Origin of the sequence: Curtobacterium flaccumfaciens, assembly GCF_018598405.1 — a bacterium.
GTDB classification, from domain to species: Bacteria; Actinomycetota; Actinomycetes; order Actinomycetales; family Microbacteriaceae; genus Curtobacterium; species Curtobacterium aurantiacum.
The window spans coordinates 35,500-50,267 of sequence record NZ_JAHEWS010000007.1 but is presented as its reverse complement, the minus strand read 5'-3'; the positions used below and the strand labels follow the sequence as shown (position 1 = coordinate 50,267).

The window sequence follows — 14,768 nt, the reverse complement described above, 5'->3', positions numbered from 1 at the left end:
GGAGCACATCAAGTGACGACAACCTCGTCCACCTCGGGGCGGCGTTCGCCGCGGGTCCCCATCGTGGTCACGATCATCGTGCTGGCCGCACTGGTGATCGCCTTCTTCATCTTCGCCAGCCTGTACACCGACTACGCGTGGTTCGCGCAGCTCGGGTTCCAGCAGGTCCTCACGACCCGGTGGATCGCCGGGGCGCTGATGTTCCTGGCGGGCTTCCTCGGCATGGCCGTCCCGGTCTTCGTGAGCATCGCGCTCGCGTTCCGGTTCCGGCCGGTCTACGCGAAGCTCAACTCGCAGCTCGACCGCTACCAGCAGGTCATCGAACCGCTGCGGCGCGCCGTCATGATCGGCATCCCGGTCGTGCTCGGCATCTTCGCCGGGCTCTCGACCGCGGGGCGCTGGAGCATGGTCCTCGAGTACTTCAACCGCACGCCGTTCGGCAAGACGGACCCGCAGTTCGGCCTCGACATCGGGTTCTACGTCTTCGAGCTGCCGTTCTGGCGCTCGATCGTGGCCTACTCGTCCGCCGTCGTCCTCATCGCCGGTCTCGCCGCCCTCGCTGCGAGCTACCTCTACGGTGCGCTCCGCTTCGGCGGTCGTGAGGTCCGGATCTCCCGTGCCGCTCGGATCCAGCTCGCCGTCACGGCAGCGCTCTACGTCGCACTGCAGGCGGTCAGTCTCTGGCTCGACCAGTACGCAGCGCTGACGAAGTCGAACTCGCTCATCACCGGTGCCCAGTACACCGACGTGAACGCGGTCATCCCGGGGCGCGAGATCATGGCGGGCATCGCGGCGATCGTCGCCCTGCTCTTCATCGTCACCGCGGTGATCGGCCGCTGGCGCATCTCGATCGTCGGCACCGGTCTGCTGCTCGTCGCGGCGATCGTGATCGGCGGCATCTACCCGTGGATCGTCCAGCGTCTGCAGGTGAAGCCCTCGGAGCGCACCTTCGAATCCGCCTACATCGAGCGGAACATCAAGGCCACCCGTGACGCGTACGGCGTCGCCGGTGTCGAGGAGCAGAACTACGACGCCACGACCGAGGCGAGCTCCGGCGCCCTGGCGCAGGACGCCCAGACGACGGCGAACATCCGCCTCATCGACCCGAAGATCGTCTCCGACACGTTCAGCCAGCTGCAGCAGTACCGGCAGTACTACCAGTTCCCGGACGAGCTCGACGTCGACCGCTACGACGTCAAGGGCGAGACCGAGGACACCGTGATCGCGGTGCGTGACATCGACCTCGAGGGCCTCAGCTCGGCCGCGAACACCCAGTACAACCGGGCGTTCGTCTACACCCACGGCTACGGCGTCACCGCGGCGTACGGCAACCAGCGCGCGAGCGACGGCAAGCCGGTGTTCCTCGAGTCGGGCATCCCCTCGAACGGCGCACTGGGCGACTTCCAGCAGCGCGTGTACTTCGGCGAGACCTCGCCGCCGTACTCGATCGTCGGTGCCCCGAAGGGCACGAAGGACGTCGAGCTCGACTACCCGGCCGGGTCCGACGACGCCAACGGCGGCAACGCGACCACGACGTACGCCGGCGACGGCGGTCCGAGCCTCGGCAACTTCTTCAACCGGCTCGTCTACGCCGCGAAGTTCCAGTCGGAGCAGGTCCTGCTCTCGAACGCGGTGAACAAGGACTCGCAGATCCTCTACGACCGCGACCCGATCACGCGCGTGCAGAAGGTCGCGCCGTACCTGACCGTGGACAGCGACGCCTACCCGGCGATCGTCGACCACCGCATCCAGTGGGTGGTGGACGGCTACACCACGAGCGACGCGTACCCGTACTCGCAGAGCCAGAGCCTGTCGGACAGCATCGCCGGCGCCGAGTCCTCGACCTACCGCACCGACCAGGTGAACTACATCCGGAACTCGGTCAAGGCCACGGTCGACGCGTACACGGGCAAGGTGACGCTGTACACCTGGGACACGAAGGACCCGGTCCTCAAGACCTGGCAGAAGATCTTCCCGACGTCGATGAAGCCGGTGTCGAGCATGAGCGCCGAACTCCTCGACCACGTGCGCTACCCGACCGACCTGTTCAAGGTGCAGCGCTCCATCCTCGGCACGTACCACGTGACGAACGCGAACTCGTTCTACTCGGGTGACGACGCGTGGAACACCCCGCAGGAACCGACGAGCACGGCGACGTCGGACAGCGATGCCGACACCGCGGCGACGTCGACCAACGCGCTCGGCGCGCAGACGACGACGACGGCCAGCAGGGCGAACCTGCAGGATCCGTACTACCTGACGATGAAGGTGCCGGGGCAGGGGACCGCGTACTCGCTGTACACGACCTACATCCCGCAGCAGTCGGCCGGGGCGAACAACCGCAACGTGCTGACCGGCTACCTGGCGGTGAACTCCGACGCGGGTGGTGCCGGCAAGGGCGAGAAGGCGTCGGGCTACGGCAAGCTCACGCTGTTGACGATGCCGAAGACCGACAACATCCCAGGTCCCGGACAGGTGCAGAGCCTCTTCAACGGTGACTCGACGGTGTCGCAGGAGCTCAACATCCTGAAGCGCGGCAACTCGACCGTGAAGCAGGGCAACCTGCTCACGCTCCCGGTCGGCGGTGGGTTCCTCTACGTGCAGCCGGTCTACGTCCAGTCGACCTCGAGTGGGTCCTACCCGCTGCTGCAGAAGGTCCTCGTGGCCTTCGGTGACAAGATCGCGTTCGAGGACACCCTCGACGAGGCGCTGAACTCGCTGTTCGGCGGCGACTCGGGTGCCGCGGCCGGCGACTCCGGCGCGAGCGGCAGCGGCTCCGGTTCAGGTTCCGGAAGCGGATCCGGCTCGGACACGGACACCGACACGGGCTCCGGCTCGGACACGGACTCGGGTTCGACCGGTGGGTCGACGGGTACGGGCACCGGCACGGTCGACAACGACGCCCTGCAGGAAGCCCTGGCCGACGCGAAGGACGCGCTGCAGGACCGCCAGGAGGCGTACGCCGACAACGACCTGGTGGCGGCGGCGGAAGCCGATCAGCGCCTCCAGGACGCGATCGAGGCAGCCACCGCAGCCGAGAACGGGAACTGAGACACACCGTGGCGGGACACTCGATTTGTGTCCCGCCACGGCCCCGTGTAGGCTTCTAAACGTGCCGCGGGGTGGAGCAGTTCGGTAGCTCGCTGGGCTCATAACCCAGAGGTCGTAGGTTCAAATCCTGCCCCCGCAACCAAGCGTCACATGAAGGCCCCGGTCCAACAGGACCGGGGCCTTCTTCGTACCCGAGAGCGCCGCAGCGTCCCGCGCCCCGTCCCCGGACATCCGCCGGACACAGCCCCCCGGGTACGCTCGCGGCATGGCCACCCTCACCATCGCGGCGGCGCAGTTCGCCCCCGCGGACGATCCCGTCGCCAACCTCGACACCGTGCGCGCCGCCGCCGTGGATGCGGCAGCGCGCGGCGCGGACCTCCTCGTCACGCCCGAGTACACGTCGTACTTCACCGCGGACATCGACGACCGCTTCGTGGCCGCCGCGCAGCCCCTGGACGGGCCGTTCGTCTCCGGCCTCCGCGACGTCGCCCGCGAGACCGGCATCGCGCTGGTGGTCGGGGTCGCCGAGTCCGCGGACACTCCGGAGCGCTTCCGGAACACCCTGGTCGCCGTGCTCCCCACCGGTGAGCTCGCCGCGACGTACCGGAAGGTCCACCTCTACGACGCCTTCGGCTCGCGGGAGTCGGACCGCATCGAGTCGGGCGATCCCGAGCAGCTGCCGGTCTTCGAGCTCGGCGGGCTCCGCATCGGCCTCGAGACCTGCTACGACCTGCGCTTTCCCGAGGTCACCCGGAGGCTCGCGGCCCCGGAGCTCGGTGCGGTCGACGTCGTCGTGCTCCCCGCGGAGTGGGTACGCGGCCCTGGCAAGGAGCACCACTGGCGCACCCTGCTCACGGCCCGTGCCATCGAGAACACCGTCTGGGTGGTCGGGGTCGGACAGACGCCGCCGATCGGCGTCGGCGGCTCCGTCGTCCTCGACCCGTCCGGCGTCGCGGTCGCCTCGGCCGGCGCCACGCCGGGCACGCTCACCGCGACGGTCGACACCGCCGTCACCGACGCGGTCCGGCGGGTCAACCCGTCGCTGTCGCTCCGGCGGTACGACGTCACGCTGCGCGCCCAGCCGGGAGGCCCGGAGCAGCTCTGACGCGTACGTGGCGTCCCGGCGCGGTCGCGTCTCAGGCGCGGGGCCGCGCTCCCAGGGTCGCCAGGCGGGTGGCGGCGTCCTCGAGGACGCTCCGCCGCTTGCAGAACGCGAAGCGCACGAGGGACCGGTACCCGGCGACGCGGTCCGGTCGCACGAACGCCGAGACCGGGACGCCGGCGACCCCCGCCATCGCGGGCAGTTCGAGACAGAGTGCACGGGCGTCGTCGTACCCGAGCGGCGCCGCGTCGGCGAGCACGAAGTAGCCGCCGTCGGGTCGCATCACGTCGAAGCCCGCTGTCCGCAGTCCGTCGGCGAGCAGCTCGTGCTTCGCGCGCAGGTCGGCCGCGATGCCGGTGAAGACCGCGTCCGGAAGGCGCAGGCCCACGGCGACGGCCGGCTGGAAGGGAGCGCCGTTCACGAACGTCAGGTACTGCTTGACCGTGGTGATCGCGTCGACGAGCGCCGGGGGAGCGGTGAGCCAGCCGATCTTCCAGCCGGTCGTGTTGAACGTCTTGCCGGCGCTCGACACCGACACGGTCCGCTCTGCGGCGCCGGGCAGGGTCGCGATGGGCGTGTGCTGGACGTCGAACGTCAGGTGTTCGTAGACCTCGTCCGTGATGATCACCGCGTCGCGCTCGGTGGCGAGGTCGACGACGGCCTGCAGGACCTCGGTGGGCAGGACTCGACCGGTCGGGTTGTGCGGGGTGTTCACGAGCACGGCGCGGGTGCGGTCGGTGAAGGCCGCACGGAGCGTGCGCTCGTCGGGCAGGAAGTCGGGCGCGCTGAGCGGGACCGTGACGTGCACGCCGCCGGCCAGCCGGATGAGCGCCCCGTAGGCGTCGTAGAACGGTTCGAAGGTGACCACCTCGTCACCGGGCTCGACCAGGGCGAGGAGCGTCGCGGCCAACGCCTCGGTGGCACCGGCCGTGACGAGGACCTCACGGTCGGGATCCACCTCGAGTCCGTACCACCGCTGCTGGTGTTCCGAAACGGCCGCTCGCAGGTCCGGGGTGCCCCGGCCGGGCGGGTACTGGTTCACGCCGTCGCGGATCGCCTGCACCGCGGCCTCGAGCACCTCGGCCGGGCCGTCCTCGTCGGGGAACCCCTGTCCCAGGTTGACCGCGCCGGTGCTGGCGGCGAGGGCACTCATCTCGGCGAACACCGTCGGTGCGGGGACCCCGTCCGGTCCGAGCAGCATCGCTCCGTCGGCGGCTCGCAGCCACGGTCCTGCCTGACGCATGTGGTTCCCCTCCCGTGCCGGCGACGACGTGTCGCGCTGAACGGACCCCAACCTAGCTGTCCGTCCAGCGGCGAACCGGGACACCGGCGTACAGGGCACGCATAAGATCGCCAGGGGTGGCTCGCAGCCTCGCCAGAAGGACCGCTCAGGTGCCTGCGACAGACTGCACGAGCTTGAAAGGAGCACGTCCAGCATGACCGACACCACGCCCGACGGGCAGGGCGACGACCGCCGTCCGGACGATGCGGCTCCGCCTGCCGCCAGTGAGGACGCCGCAGCAGCGGCCACGAGAGGGAACACGTCGATGCCGAACGACTCCGACCAGCAGGGCGACACGCCTCGCCCGCAGCAGAACGACGCGGCGAACGCCGACCACACGGACGCGATCCCGTCGTCGACGGACCACCCCACCGACCGCTACACCGCGCCGTACCCCGCCGTCTCCGGCGACGCCTCGAGCGCGCAACAGGGCGGCTACGGCCAGCAGACGTCGCCGTACGGCCAGCAGTCCCAGTACGGCCAGCAGGCCCAGAACCCGTACGGTCAGCAGAGCCAGAACCCGTACGGTCAGCAGAGCCAGAACCCGTACGGTCAGCCGAGCCAGAACCCGTACGGTCAGCAGGCCCAGAACCCCTACGGCCAGCAGGCCCAGCAGGCCCAGAACCCGTACGGTCAGCAGTCGCAGTACGGCCAGCCCGGCGGCGAACGCCCCCGCTACGGCGAGTACGCCCAGCCGACGTCATCGGCCGCTCCGACCTCGTCGTCCGAGTACGCCACCGCCTCGGCGCACGCCCCGCAGTCCGCCACGAGCGCCTTCGGCGACGTCGACGGCGCGAACCAGCGGAACGGCCACTACTTCAGCGACGACGCCTCCGGCGCGGCGACCACGACCACCAAGGACCGTTCCGGCCGGAACAGGCTCCTCCTGCCCATCATCGCTGCCGTGATCGCGGGCGGTCTGGTGGGCGGAGGCGCCGGCTGGGCCGTCTCCTCCAGCAACGACGGGGGCACCGTCGTGTCCTCCGGCTCCTCGCAGGGCGGCAACCTGACGGTCAACGACTACGACTCGGCGACGGTCGTCACCGCGGTGGCCGCACAGGCGACCCCGTCCGTCGTCACCATCAACGTGTCCTCGAGCAACGAGGCCGGCACCGGTTCCGGCGTGGTGATGAGCAAGGACGGCTACATCGTCACGAACACCCACGTGGTGACCCTCGACGGCGACAGCTCGAACGGCTCGATCCGGGTGACGACCTCGAACGGCAAGATCTACGCGGGCAAGCTCATCGGCACCGACCCGACCGTGGACCTCGCGGTCATCAAGATCGAGGCGACCGACCTCAAGCCGATGGAGTTCGCGGACTCCTCCAAGCTCAACGTCGGTGACACGGCCGTCGCGATCGGTGCGCCGCTCGGTCTGTCGAACACCGTCACGGACGGCATCGTGTCGACGCTGAACCGCAGCATCCAGGTCACCTCGAGCGCGCCGAGCGAAGGCGGCGACTCGAACGAGGGCGGCAACGGCGGCTCCGGCCCGTTCGACTTCTGGGGCAACGGCGACAACGGCAGCAGCTCGTCGGCGAACACCACCGTCTCGCTCCCGGTCATCCAGACCGACGCCTCGATCAACCCGGGCAACTCCGGTGGCGCGCTGCTCGACTCGAAGGGCCGCCTGATCGGCATCAACGTCGCCATCGCCTCGGCCGGCAGCTCGTCGTCGTCCGAGTCGGCGGCCGGCAGCATCGGCGTCGGCTTCTCGATCCCGTCGAACCTGGTCAAGCGCGTCGCGAACGAGATCAAGGACAACGGCTCGGCCACGCACGGCCTGCTCGGTGCCTCGGTCGGCGACGCCTCCGAGGACGCCACGGCCACCCAGACGGGCGCGCTCATCAAGTCCGTCTCCTCCGGCGGCGCAGCGGCGAAGGCCGGCCTGCAGAAGGGCGACGTGGTCACCAAGATCGGTTCGGCGACGGTCTCCGACGCCACCGACCTGACCGCGCAGGTGCGGTACTTCGCCGGCGGTGCCTCGACGACGATCAGCTACGTCCGCGACGGTCAGACCCGGCAGGCCGACGTGAAGCTCGGGACGTTCGACAGCAAGGGCTGACGCCACCACCAGACGGACAGGATGCCCGGGGCACGACGTGCGCCGGGCCTCCAGTCCGTCCCGTGGTGCGTCGCGCGCCCGCGCAGGTGACGGGTTCGGCCTCTTGATAGGCTCATGGTCGCTCTGCGGGGCGGCACCGTCCCCGGTGCGTCCCGTGCCGCCAGCCAGCACCCCGAGGTACGCATGCAGTCAGACGGACAGCCCCTGCCGGGCGTCTCGTACGTGATGCCCGTGCTCAACGAGGTCACCGAGGTCCGGGCCGCTGTCGGCAGCCTGCTCGACCAGGACTACACGGGCCCCTTCGAGGTCATCCTCGCGCTCGGGCCGTCGATCGACGGCACGAACGAACTCGTCGCCGAGATGAGCGCCGCCGACCCGCGGATCCGCGCGATCAACAACCCGGTCGGATCGACGCCGGCCGGTCTGAACGTCGCGATCCGGGCGTCCGTCCACCCCGTCGTCATCCGCGTGGACGCGCACTCGGTGCTGCCCACCGACTACACGCGCATCGCGGTGCGCACGCTCCTCGACTCCGGCGCGGACAACGTCGGCGGAATCATGCGCGCCGAGGGCCGCACCCCCTTCGAGCGATCCGTCGCCCTGGCCTACGGCAGCCGTGTCGGGCTGGGGGGCACGCCGCACCACGTCGGCGGCACCGCCGGGCCGGCCGAGACCGCCTACCTCGGCGTCTTCCGCCGGGAACGGCTCTTCGACGTCGGGCTCTTCGACGAGGGCATCAAGCGCGGGCAGGACTGGGAGCTCAACCGGCGGCTGCGGCAGACCGGTGGGACCGTCTGGTTCACGCCCGAGCTCGTCGTGACCTACCGGCCGCGGCCGAGCCTGAAGCGCCTGGTGCGGCAGTTCGTCGCCACCGGACTCTGGCGCGGTGAGCTCGCCCGCCGGTTCCCGGCCAACAACGGCCTGCGCTACTTCGTACCGCCGGCGATGGTCGCGGCGATGGCCCTGGGCATCGTCGCCGGGCTCGTCGGGATCGTCGGCGCCGTCCTCGGCACCCCGCTCGCGTGGGCGCTGCTCGGGTTCGTCGTGCCCGCCGTCTACCTGCTCTTCGTCGTGCTCGGGTCGGTCGTGGTGGCGCGCCGCTCCGGGCTGCCGACGCTCCTCTGGCTGCTCGTCGTGCTGCCCTGCATCCACGTGGGCTGGGGGCTCGGGTTCATCATCGGGTTCCTGACCCGCACGTCCGAGCTGACCACCCACACGGGACGGTGACCGAATGACCGACCAGCCCACGACCGGCCGCGGATCCGCACGGCCGACCTCGATCGCCGAGCTCCGGGCCGTCGCCCAGCCGGACGAGGTCCGTGCCCGCGCCAACGCCGAGCACTGGACGGCCTCGCTGTACCTGCGAGACGTCTCGCCCTACCTGACCTGGGTGCTCCTGAAGACCCGCGTCAGCGCGAACCAGGTCACCGCCCTCATGATCCTGGTCGGCTGGAGCGTCGCGGCCGCCCTGCTGATCCCCGGGATCTGGGGTGCCGCGCTGGCGCTCGTGCTGGGCCAGCTGCAGATGCTCGTCGACTGCTCCGACGGCGAGGTCGCCCGGTGGCGCGGCACGAAGTCGCCGGCCGGGGTGTTCCTGGACAAGGTCGGGCACTACACGACCGAGGGGCTCATCCCGATCGCGCTCGGCATCCGGGCCGCCACCTGGCCGATCCACGACGCCGACTGGATGTGGACCACGATCGGCTGCGCACTCGGCCTGGTCATCGTGCTGAACAAGGCGCTCAACGACATGGTGCACGTCGCTCGCGCCAACGCCGGCCTCGACAAGCTGGTCGACCGTCGGGACGCCTCGACCGCACCGTCGGGCCGCAAGCTCGCCTCGCTCCGCCGCCTGGCACGGTTCCTGCCGTTCCACCGCCTGTACCACTCGGTCGAACTGAGCATGCTCGCGTTCGTCTTCGCCCTGCTCGCCCTGGTGATCGGCGATCCGCTGGCCAGCCGGATCCTGGTGGGCGCCCTGCTGCCGTTGGCCGTGCTGGCGACGGTCGGGCACTTCCTGGCGATCATCGCCTCGAAGCGGGTCAAGGCGTGACCGAGTCCCCGACCGTGCCCGGCACCGTCCGGCGCCACGCGGTGGTGCACCGCGAACGACCCCGCGTCGCCGTGGTGAGCCTGTCGCAGGGCACCCGGCCCGAGGACCTGCGTCGTGGCCTCGAGAGCGTGCTCGCGCAGCAGGGCGTCGAGCTCGACGTCGTCTGCGTCGGCAACGGCTGGGTGCCGACGGGCCTGCCCGACGGTGTCCGGGCGCTGGCCCTGCCCGAGAACGTCGGGATCCCAGCCGGGCGGAACGCCGGAGCCGAGACCGTCGACGGTGACTACGTGTTCTTCCTCGACGACGATGCCTCGGTGCCGTCGCCGACGTTCCTGCGGGACGCCGTCGCACTGTTCGAGCACGACCCGTCGCTCGGGCTCGTGCAGCCCCGCGTCGTCGACCCTGCTGGTGCCGCGAACCCCCGCCGCTGGGTGCCGCGCATCCGGAAGGGCGAGCCGGACCACTCGTCGCCGGTGTTCTCGGTGTGGGAAGGCGCGGTCGTCCTGCCCATGGACGTGTACCGGGCCGTCGGCGGCTGGGGCGCCGAGTACTTCTACGCCCACGAGGGCATCGAGCTCGCCTGGCGCGTGTGGGATGCCGGTCGTCGCACCTGGTACGCCGGAGACCTCGTCGCGCACCACCCCGCGATCGACCCGGCACGGCACACCGAGTACTACCGGCTGAACGCCCGGAACCGCGTGTGGCTCGCCCGCCGCAACCTGCCGGCGGTGCTGCGGCCGCTCTACGTGGGTTCGTGGGCCGCGATCCAGATCGCGCGCTGGTGGCGTCACCCGCGACGCCTGGCCACCTGGTTCGCCGGGATCCGTGAAGGATGGACGACCGACTGCGGGCCGGTGCGCCCGATGGGCTGGCTCACAGTCGCACGGATGACCATCGCAGGGCGGCCGCCGGTCGTCTGACCCGCCCGCCCCAGTCACACCAGAGCAGACCCGGAGAAGGACCATGTCGATCATCAGCGACCTGCGGACCGCGCTGCGGCTCGTCGAGCGACTCCTGACGTCGCGCCGGAGCCGTCGGCAGCTCGCACGACGACTGCCGTCCGCCGCCCGGCCTGCACCCGGATCGATCGAGATCGCGGTGTACTTCGCCGACGGCCCGGTCAACATGTACCAGGTGCGCCAGTGGTACGCGCCGCTGGCCGAGCTCGCGAAGACGCACCCGGTGGCGATCGTCTCGCGGAGCCCGGGCACCATGCTGACCCTGCTCGACGAGTCGCCCGTGCCCGCGGTCTACGCTCGGCAGGTGGTCGACCTCGAGCACTTCGTCGACACCCAGGCGCCGAAGGTGGTGCTGTACGTCAACCAGAACGCCCGCAACTTCCAGATGATGCGGTACGGGCGGATGTGGCACGTCTTCGTCAACCACGGCGAGAGCGACAAGATGTACATGACCACCAACCAGTTCAAGGCGTACGACTACGCCCTGATCGCCGGGGACGCCGCCCGCGATCGTCTGGCCGAGGCGCTGTGGGACTACGACCTCGACGCGCGGACCATCGCGATCGGTCGTCCGCAGGCGGATCACTTCGCAGGGGCGGCACCGTACCCGGACGACGACCGGACCGTGGTGCTGTACGCGCCGACGTGGGAGGGCGACCGGGGCGCCGCGGCGTACGGGTCGATCGCGTCCCACGGCACGACCATCGCGGAGCAGGTGCTCGCATCGCCCCGGCACCGTCTGGTGTACCGCCCGCACCCACGGAGCGGAGTGCTCGACCCGGCGTACCGCGCCGCGCACGAGCGGATCGTCGCGGCGATCACGGCCGCGAACGCCGCTGACCCGGCGGCGCACCACCTGCACGACGACGGCGGCGACCTGGGCTGGCAGCTGGCGGACGCGGACGTGGCGATCACCGACATCAGCGCGATGATCTACGACCGGCTGGCGGTCGGCAAGCCGCTCATCGTCACGCGTCCGGTGTCGCCCGAGGCCGACGTCGACGAGCGCGGGTACCTGAGCGACGCCAACTGGCTGACCGCGGCCGATGCGCCGTCGGTGCTCGCCCGTGTGGACGCCGCTGCGAGCGACGCCGAGGAGCTCGCGCGCCTGCAGCACTGGGTCGTCCGGTACTTCGGCGACACGACCCCGGGGGTCGCGACGAGGCGGTTCCACGCGGCTGTCGAGTGGCTGCTGGAGCGGTGGCTGACCGTCGCCGCCGAGCGCGACGGGCGCTGACGGTCGGTCGGCAAGCCGGCCCGTCGCCGCCGGCGCCCGGAACGGCGTTATGGCTGCAGACCGGGCCCGACGAGTGACATCCGCCAGAGGTACTCGGACCGGTCCGGTCGTCGCCACCGCACGATGACGACCCCGGTGTCCTCGGGGTCCGCGCCGAAGACCGCGAGGGACAGCGACCGGCCCGGTTCGAGCCGGCGCACCGCGAGCGGTGGGCAGTAGCCGTTGCCGAGGTGGGTGAGGGAGAGTCCGTCGACCGGCTCGGGGCCGGTGTTGACGAGGTCGTACCGACGCGGGGCGTGCGATCGGTCGACGGCGAACGGGACGGCGTACGCGGTTGGTGGGTGGTGCATGGGGGGAACGCTAGGGGGAGGGTCCGACGGTGGGCCCCCGGGGGCGACCACGAGGGGCCGGGGTTGTGGAGGGAGCCCGCGGCACCCGTGTTCGTGCAGGGGGAGTACCCCGGCCGATCAGGAGCCGTAGTCCGCCGCGTACCGGGCCAGCGCGGCGTCGATGGTGTCGTCGAGCTGCAGCCGGCCCTTGTCGAGGTACAGGCCGCGGTCGCAGAAGCGACGGAGGTCCTTGTCGTTGTGCGACACGAAGAACAGCGTCCGGCCGCCGGCCAGGAGCTCCTCGATGCGCTTGTAGCACTTCTCGCGGAAGGCCTTGTCGCCCACGGCCAGCACCTCGTCGACGAGGATCACCGGCTCGTCCAGCCGGGAGATCACCGCGAACGCGATGCGGACCTTCATGCCGCTCGACAGGTGCTTGTAGGGGGTGTCGACGAAGTCGGCGATCTCGGCGAAGTCGATGATCTCGTCGAAGGCGTCGCGGATCTCGGCGCGTGACATCCCGTGCAGGCCGGCCGTCAGGTAGACGTTGTCGCGTACCGTCAGGTCGCCGACGAAGCCACCGGTGATCTCGATGAGCGGTGCGACGCCGGCACCCACGTCGATGCGGCCCTCGTCCGGCAGCATGACCTGGGCCACGAGCTTCAGGAGGGTCGACTTGCCCTGCCCGTTGCGGCCCACGACACCGATCGCCTCGCCCGGGCGGACGTCGAAGGACACGTTGCGGAGCGCCCAGAACTCGTCTGCGCGCTTGCGGCGGCCACGTCCGGCGAACAGGTCCTTGAAGTTCCGGCTCGCCCGGCGGTTGCGCTTGAAGCAGATGCCGGCGTCGCGCACGGAGATGACCGGGGCGACGGTCTCGGTGCGGCGGGTCTGGTCGGTCGCGGTCATCACAGCTCCTTCAGCACGCGGTGCTCGCTGCGACGGAACACCGCGAAGCCGATGACGAGGACGATGCCGGTCACGACCACCGAGGCCCCGACCTCGAGCCAGTCGAGCTGGCCGGGGAAGAAGGCCGCGCGGTACATGCCGAAGATGCCGGTGAGCGGGTTGATCGCGGCGATGTCGCGCAGGGCGGAGGGGAGCGCGTGCGTGCCGTAGATGATCGGCGACGCGTAGAACAGGAAGCGCAGCACGAGCTTGGTCGCACGCTCCAGGTCGCGGAAGAAGACGACGAGCGGGGCGACGATGAGACCCAGCCCGTAGACCAGCGCACACTGCAGCACGATCGCCAGCGGGAAGAACACGACCTGCCAGTGCAGGTGTGCTCCGGTCGCGATCGCGAAGGCCGCCAGGACCGGCAGGCTCAGCAGGAACTCGATGCCCTTCGACGCGACGATCCGGGCCACCCAGATGGTGCGGGGGATCGTCGTCGAGCGGATCAGCTTCGATTCCTTGATGAACGCCCGGGTGGAGTCCGAGACACCCCCGGTGAACCACATCCACGGCAGCAGCGCGGACAGCAGGAACACGATGTACGGATCTTCACCGACCGACCCGCGGTGGAACACCTGCGTGAAGACGAACCAGTAGATCCCCGACATCACGAGCGGGTCGAGGATCGACCAGACGTAGCCGAGCGCCGACGTCGAGTACCGGACCCGGAGGTCGCGGACGGTCAGCAGCCAGAGGGCCTGACGATAACGCCGACCGGCGCTCCGGGGCGTCGCGGGTGCGGCAGCCGCGGGCGCGGTCGGCGCACTCGCTGTGGTCACGGTTTCCCTTCGGGCGGAACCGCCGAGGGGTCCTGACGGTGGTTCAGGCGAACAGGTTGTTCGCGCGCTCGAGGTCCTCGGCGAAGTCGATCTCGACCGCGTACAGGTCGGAGATGTCGATCGGCGTCCAGCGTAGCCCGTCCTCGGCGATGGCAGCTTCGATGCCGCCCTCGAAGTACTCCTGGTCGTCGACGCGCCCGAGCTGGCGGATGAGGGCCTGCTTGTCGGCAGCGGAGACGTAGTTGATCCCGACGGCTTCGCCGAGGCCACCGACGACCTGCTTGGAGAGCTTGTGGATGAAGCCTTCGGCGTCGACCGTGTACTTGACCTCTTCGTCGGAGACCTTGTCGGTGTTGACGCTGACGAAGGAACGGCCCTCGTCGATCATGTCGGCCGCGCGGACGAGCGCCATCGGGTCGAAGACCACGTCGCCGTTCATCCAGAGGACACCGCTCTTGCCCGTCGCCTTGAGGGCGCGCAGCAGGCTCTTCGAGGTGTTGGTGGAGTCGTAGGACTCGTTGTAGACGAAGTTCGCGTCGGGGAATGCCTCGACGATGTGCTCCGACTTGTAGCCGACGACGATCGTCACGCGGGCGCTCGAGCCGAACGCGGCGCGGATGTTGTCGAACTGCTGCTGCATGATGGTGCGGCCGTCGCTGAGCTCCGTGAGCGGCTTCGGCAGGCTGCGGCCGAGGCGGCTGCCCATCCCCGCTGCGAGGATCACGATCTGCGTGGTCATGCTGGTCCCTTCTGGTGTCCGCCCGCGCACCCTGGGGTACGGGCGGGCCTCGTCGAGTCTGCGCTTCCAACGTCCGAGTTGCCCGAGAACCGATCGCGTCGACGTGGGACGTCGGTGCGAGGAGGCCGCCGGGATCGCCTGCTGGAGCAGGTTTCCAAGTGGTGAACACTCCTTCGTGCCCTGGTGAATGATACGGAAACACCCCCTCGTGGGGT

General features: G+C 70.1%; 12 protein-coding genes and 1 tRNA gene. 8 read left to right on the top strand and 5 right to left on the bottom strand.

The features are described from left to right. The first annotated feature begins 63 nt into the window (after positions 1-63). The 3 genes from KK097_RS06080 to KK097_RS06070 all read left to right on the top strand — a co-directional run bounded on the left by KK097_RS06080 (position 64) and on the right by KK097_RS06070 (position 4,156). Positions 64-3,051, top strand: coding sequence for a UPF0182 family membrane protein (locus tag KK097_RS06080; protein WP_214544054.1), 2,988 nt, complete (start codon positions 64-66; stop codon positions 3,049-3,051). A gap of 65 nt (positions 3,052-3,116) precedes the next feature. Then, positions 3,117-3,193: transfer RNA gene (locus KK097_RS06075), tRNA-Met, on the top strand. Positions 3,194-3,316: 123 nt separating this feature from the next. Next, positions 3,317-4,156: a carbon-nitrogen hydrolase family protein gene (locus KK097_RS06070; RefSeq protein ID WP_214544053.1), complete on the top strand. Its 840-nt coding sequence runs from the start codon at positions 3,317-3,319 to the stop codon at positions 4,154-4,156. Positions 4,157-4,187: 31 nt separating this feature from the next. Here KK097_RS06070 and KK097_RS06065 read toward each other — a convergent pair whose 3' ends face one another. Continuing rightward, positions 4,188-5,396: an aminotransferase class I/II-fold pyridoxal phosphate-dependent enzyme gene (locus KK097_RS06065; protein ID WP_214544052.1), complete on the bottom strand. Its 1,209-nt coding sequence runs from the start codon at positions 5,394-5,396 to the stop codon at positions 4,188-4,190. Between the two features lie 193 nt (positions 5,397-5,589). Between KK097_RS06065 and KK097_RS06060 the strand changes: the two genes are divergently transcribed. From KK097_RS06060 to KK097_RS06040, 5 genes are all read left to right on the top strand, one after another. After that, positions 5,590-7,503: a trypsin-like peptidase domain-containing protein gene (locus KK097_RS06060; RefSeq protein WP_250896498.1), complete on the top strand. Its 1,914-nt coding sequence runs from the start codon at positions 5,590-5,592 to the stop codon at positions 7,501-7,503. 183 nt (positions 7,504-7,686) lie between these two features. Continuing rightward, complete coding sequence (locus KK097_RS06055; RefSeq protein ID WP_214544051.1) at positions 7,687-8,730, top strand: glycosyltransferase family 2 protein; 1,044 nt, start codon at positions 7,687-7,689, stop codon at positions 8,728-8,730. Between the two features lie 4 nt (positions 8,731-8,734). Beyond that, entirely contained in the window at positions 8,735-9,556 is an 822-nt protein-coding gene (locus KK097_RS06050; protein ID WP_214544050.1) for a CDP-alcohol phosphatidyltransferase family protein, read from the top strand. Continuing rightward, a complete protein-coding gene (locus KK097_RS06045) occupies positions 9,553-10,476 on the top strand; it encodes a glycosyltransferase family 2 protein (RefSeq protein WP_439647646.1) in 924 nt (307 codons plus the stop codon). The genes KK097_RS06050 and KK097_RS06045 overlap by 4 nt, the downstream gene beginning before the upstream one ends. Before the next feature lie 43 nt (positions 10,477-10,519). Continuing rightward, the gene (locus tag KK097_RS06040) at positions 10,520-11,752 is read left to right on the top strand and encodes a CDP-glycerol glycerophosphotransferase family protein (RefSeq protein ID WP_214544049.1); all 1,233 of its coding nucleotides are present in this window, start codon (positions 10,520-10,522) and stop codon (positions 11,750-11,752) included. Positions 11,753-11,799: 47 nt separating this feature from the next. Here the strand turns inward: KK097_RS06040 and KK097_RS06035 are convergent, their stop codons facing one another. The 4 genes from KK097_RS06035 to KK097_RS06020 form a co-directional block, all read right to left on the bottom strand. Beyond that, positions 11,800-12,102, bottom strand: coding sequence for a hypothetical protein (locus tag KK097_RS06035; protein WP_214529054.1), 303 nt, complete (start codon positions 12,100-12,102; stop codon positions 11,800-11,802). 117 nt (positions 12,103-12,219) lie between these two features. Then, positions 12,220-12,990, bottom strand: a complete 771-nt coding sequence (locus KK097_RS06030; protein WP_214531675.1) for an ABC transporter ATP-binding protein — start codon at positions 12,988-12,990, stop codon at positions 12,220-12,222. Next, positions 12,990-13,814: an ABC transporter permease gene (locus KK097_RS06025; protein ID WP_214531674.1), complete on the bottom strand. Its 825-nt coding sequence runs from the start codon at positions 13,812-13,814 to the stop codon at positions 12,990-12,992. The genes KK097_RS06030 and KK097_RS06025 overlap by 1 nt, the downstream gene beginning before the upstream one ends. 43 nt (positions 13,815-13,857) lie before the next feature. Continuing rightward, positions 13,858-14,553: a phosphocholine cytidylyltransferase family protein gene (locus tag KK097_RS06020; protein ID WP_110862735.1), complete on the bottom strand. Its 696-nt coding sequence runs from the start codon at positions 14,551-14,553 to the stop codon at positions 13,858-13,860. Positions 14,554-14,768: the final 215 nt, after the last annotated feature.

Excerpts from the sequence above, each read along its gene's own strand:
- KK097_RS06070 (WP_214544053.1), top strand. The coding sequence starts at position 3,317 with ATGGCCACCCTCACCATCGCGGCGGCGCAGTTCGCCCCCGCGGACGAT.
- KK097_RS06065 (WP_214544052.1), bottom strand. The coding sequence starts at position 5,396 with ATGCGTCAGGCAGGACCGTGGCTGCGAGCCGCCGACGGAGCGATGCTG.
- KK097_RS06060 (WP_250896498.1), top strand. The coding sequence starts at position 5,590 with ATGACCGACACCACGCCCGACGGGCAGGGCGACGACCGCCGTCCGGAC.
- KK097_RS06055 (WP_214544051.1), top strand. The coding sequence starts at position 7,687 with ATGCAGTCAGACGGACAGCCCCTGCCGGGCGTCTCGTACGTGATGCCC.
- KK097_RS06050 (WP_214544050.1), top strand. The coding sequence starts at position 8,735 with ATGACCGACCAGCCCACGACCGGCCGCGGATCCGCACGGCCGACCTCG.
- KK097_RS06040 (WP_214544049.1), top strand. The coding sequence starts at position 10,520 with ATGTCGATCATCAGCGACCTGCGGACCGCGCTGCGGCTCGTCGAGCGA.
- KK097_RS06035 (WP_214529054.1), bottom strand. The coding sequence starts at position 12,102 with ATGCACCACCCACCAACCGCGTACGCCGTCCCGTTCGCCGTCGACCGA.
- KK097_RS06030 (WP_214531675.1), bottom strand. The coding sequence starts at position 12,990 with ATGACCGCGACCGACCAGACCCGCCGCACCGAGACCGTCGCCCCGGTC.
- KK097_RS06020 (WP_110862735.1), bottom strand. The coding sequence starts at position 14,553 with ATGACCACGCAGATCGTGATCCTCGCAGCGGGGATGGGCAGCCGCCTC.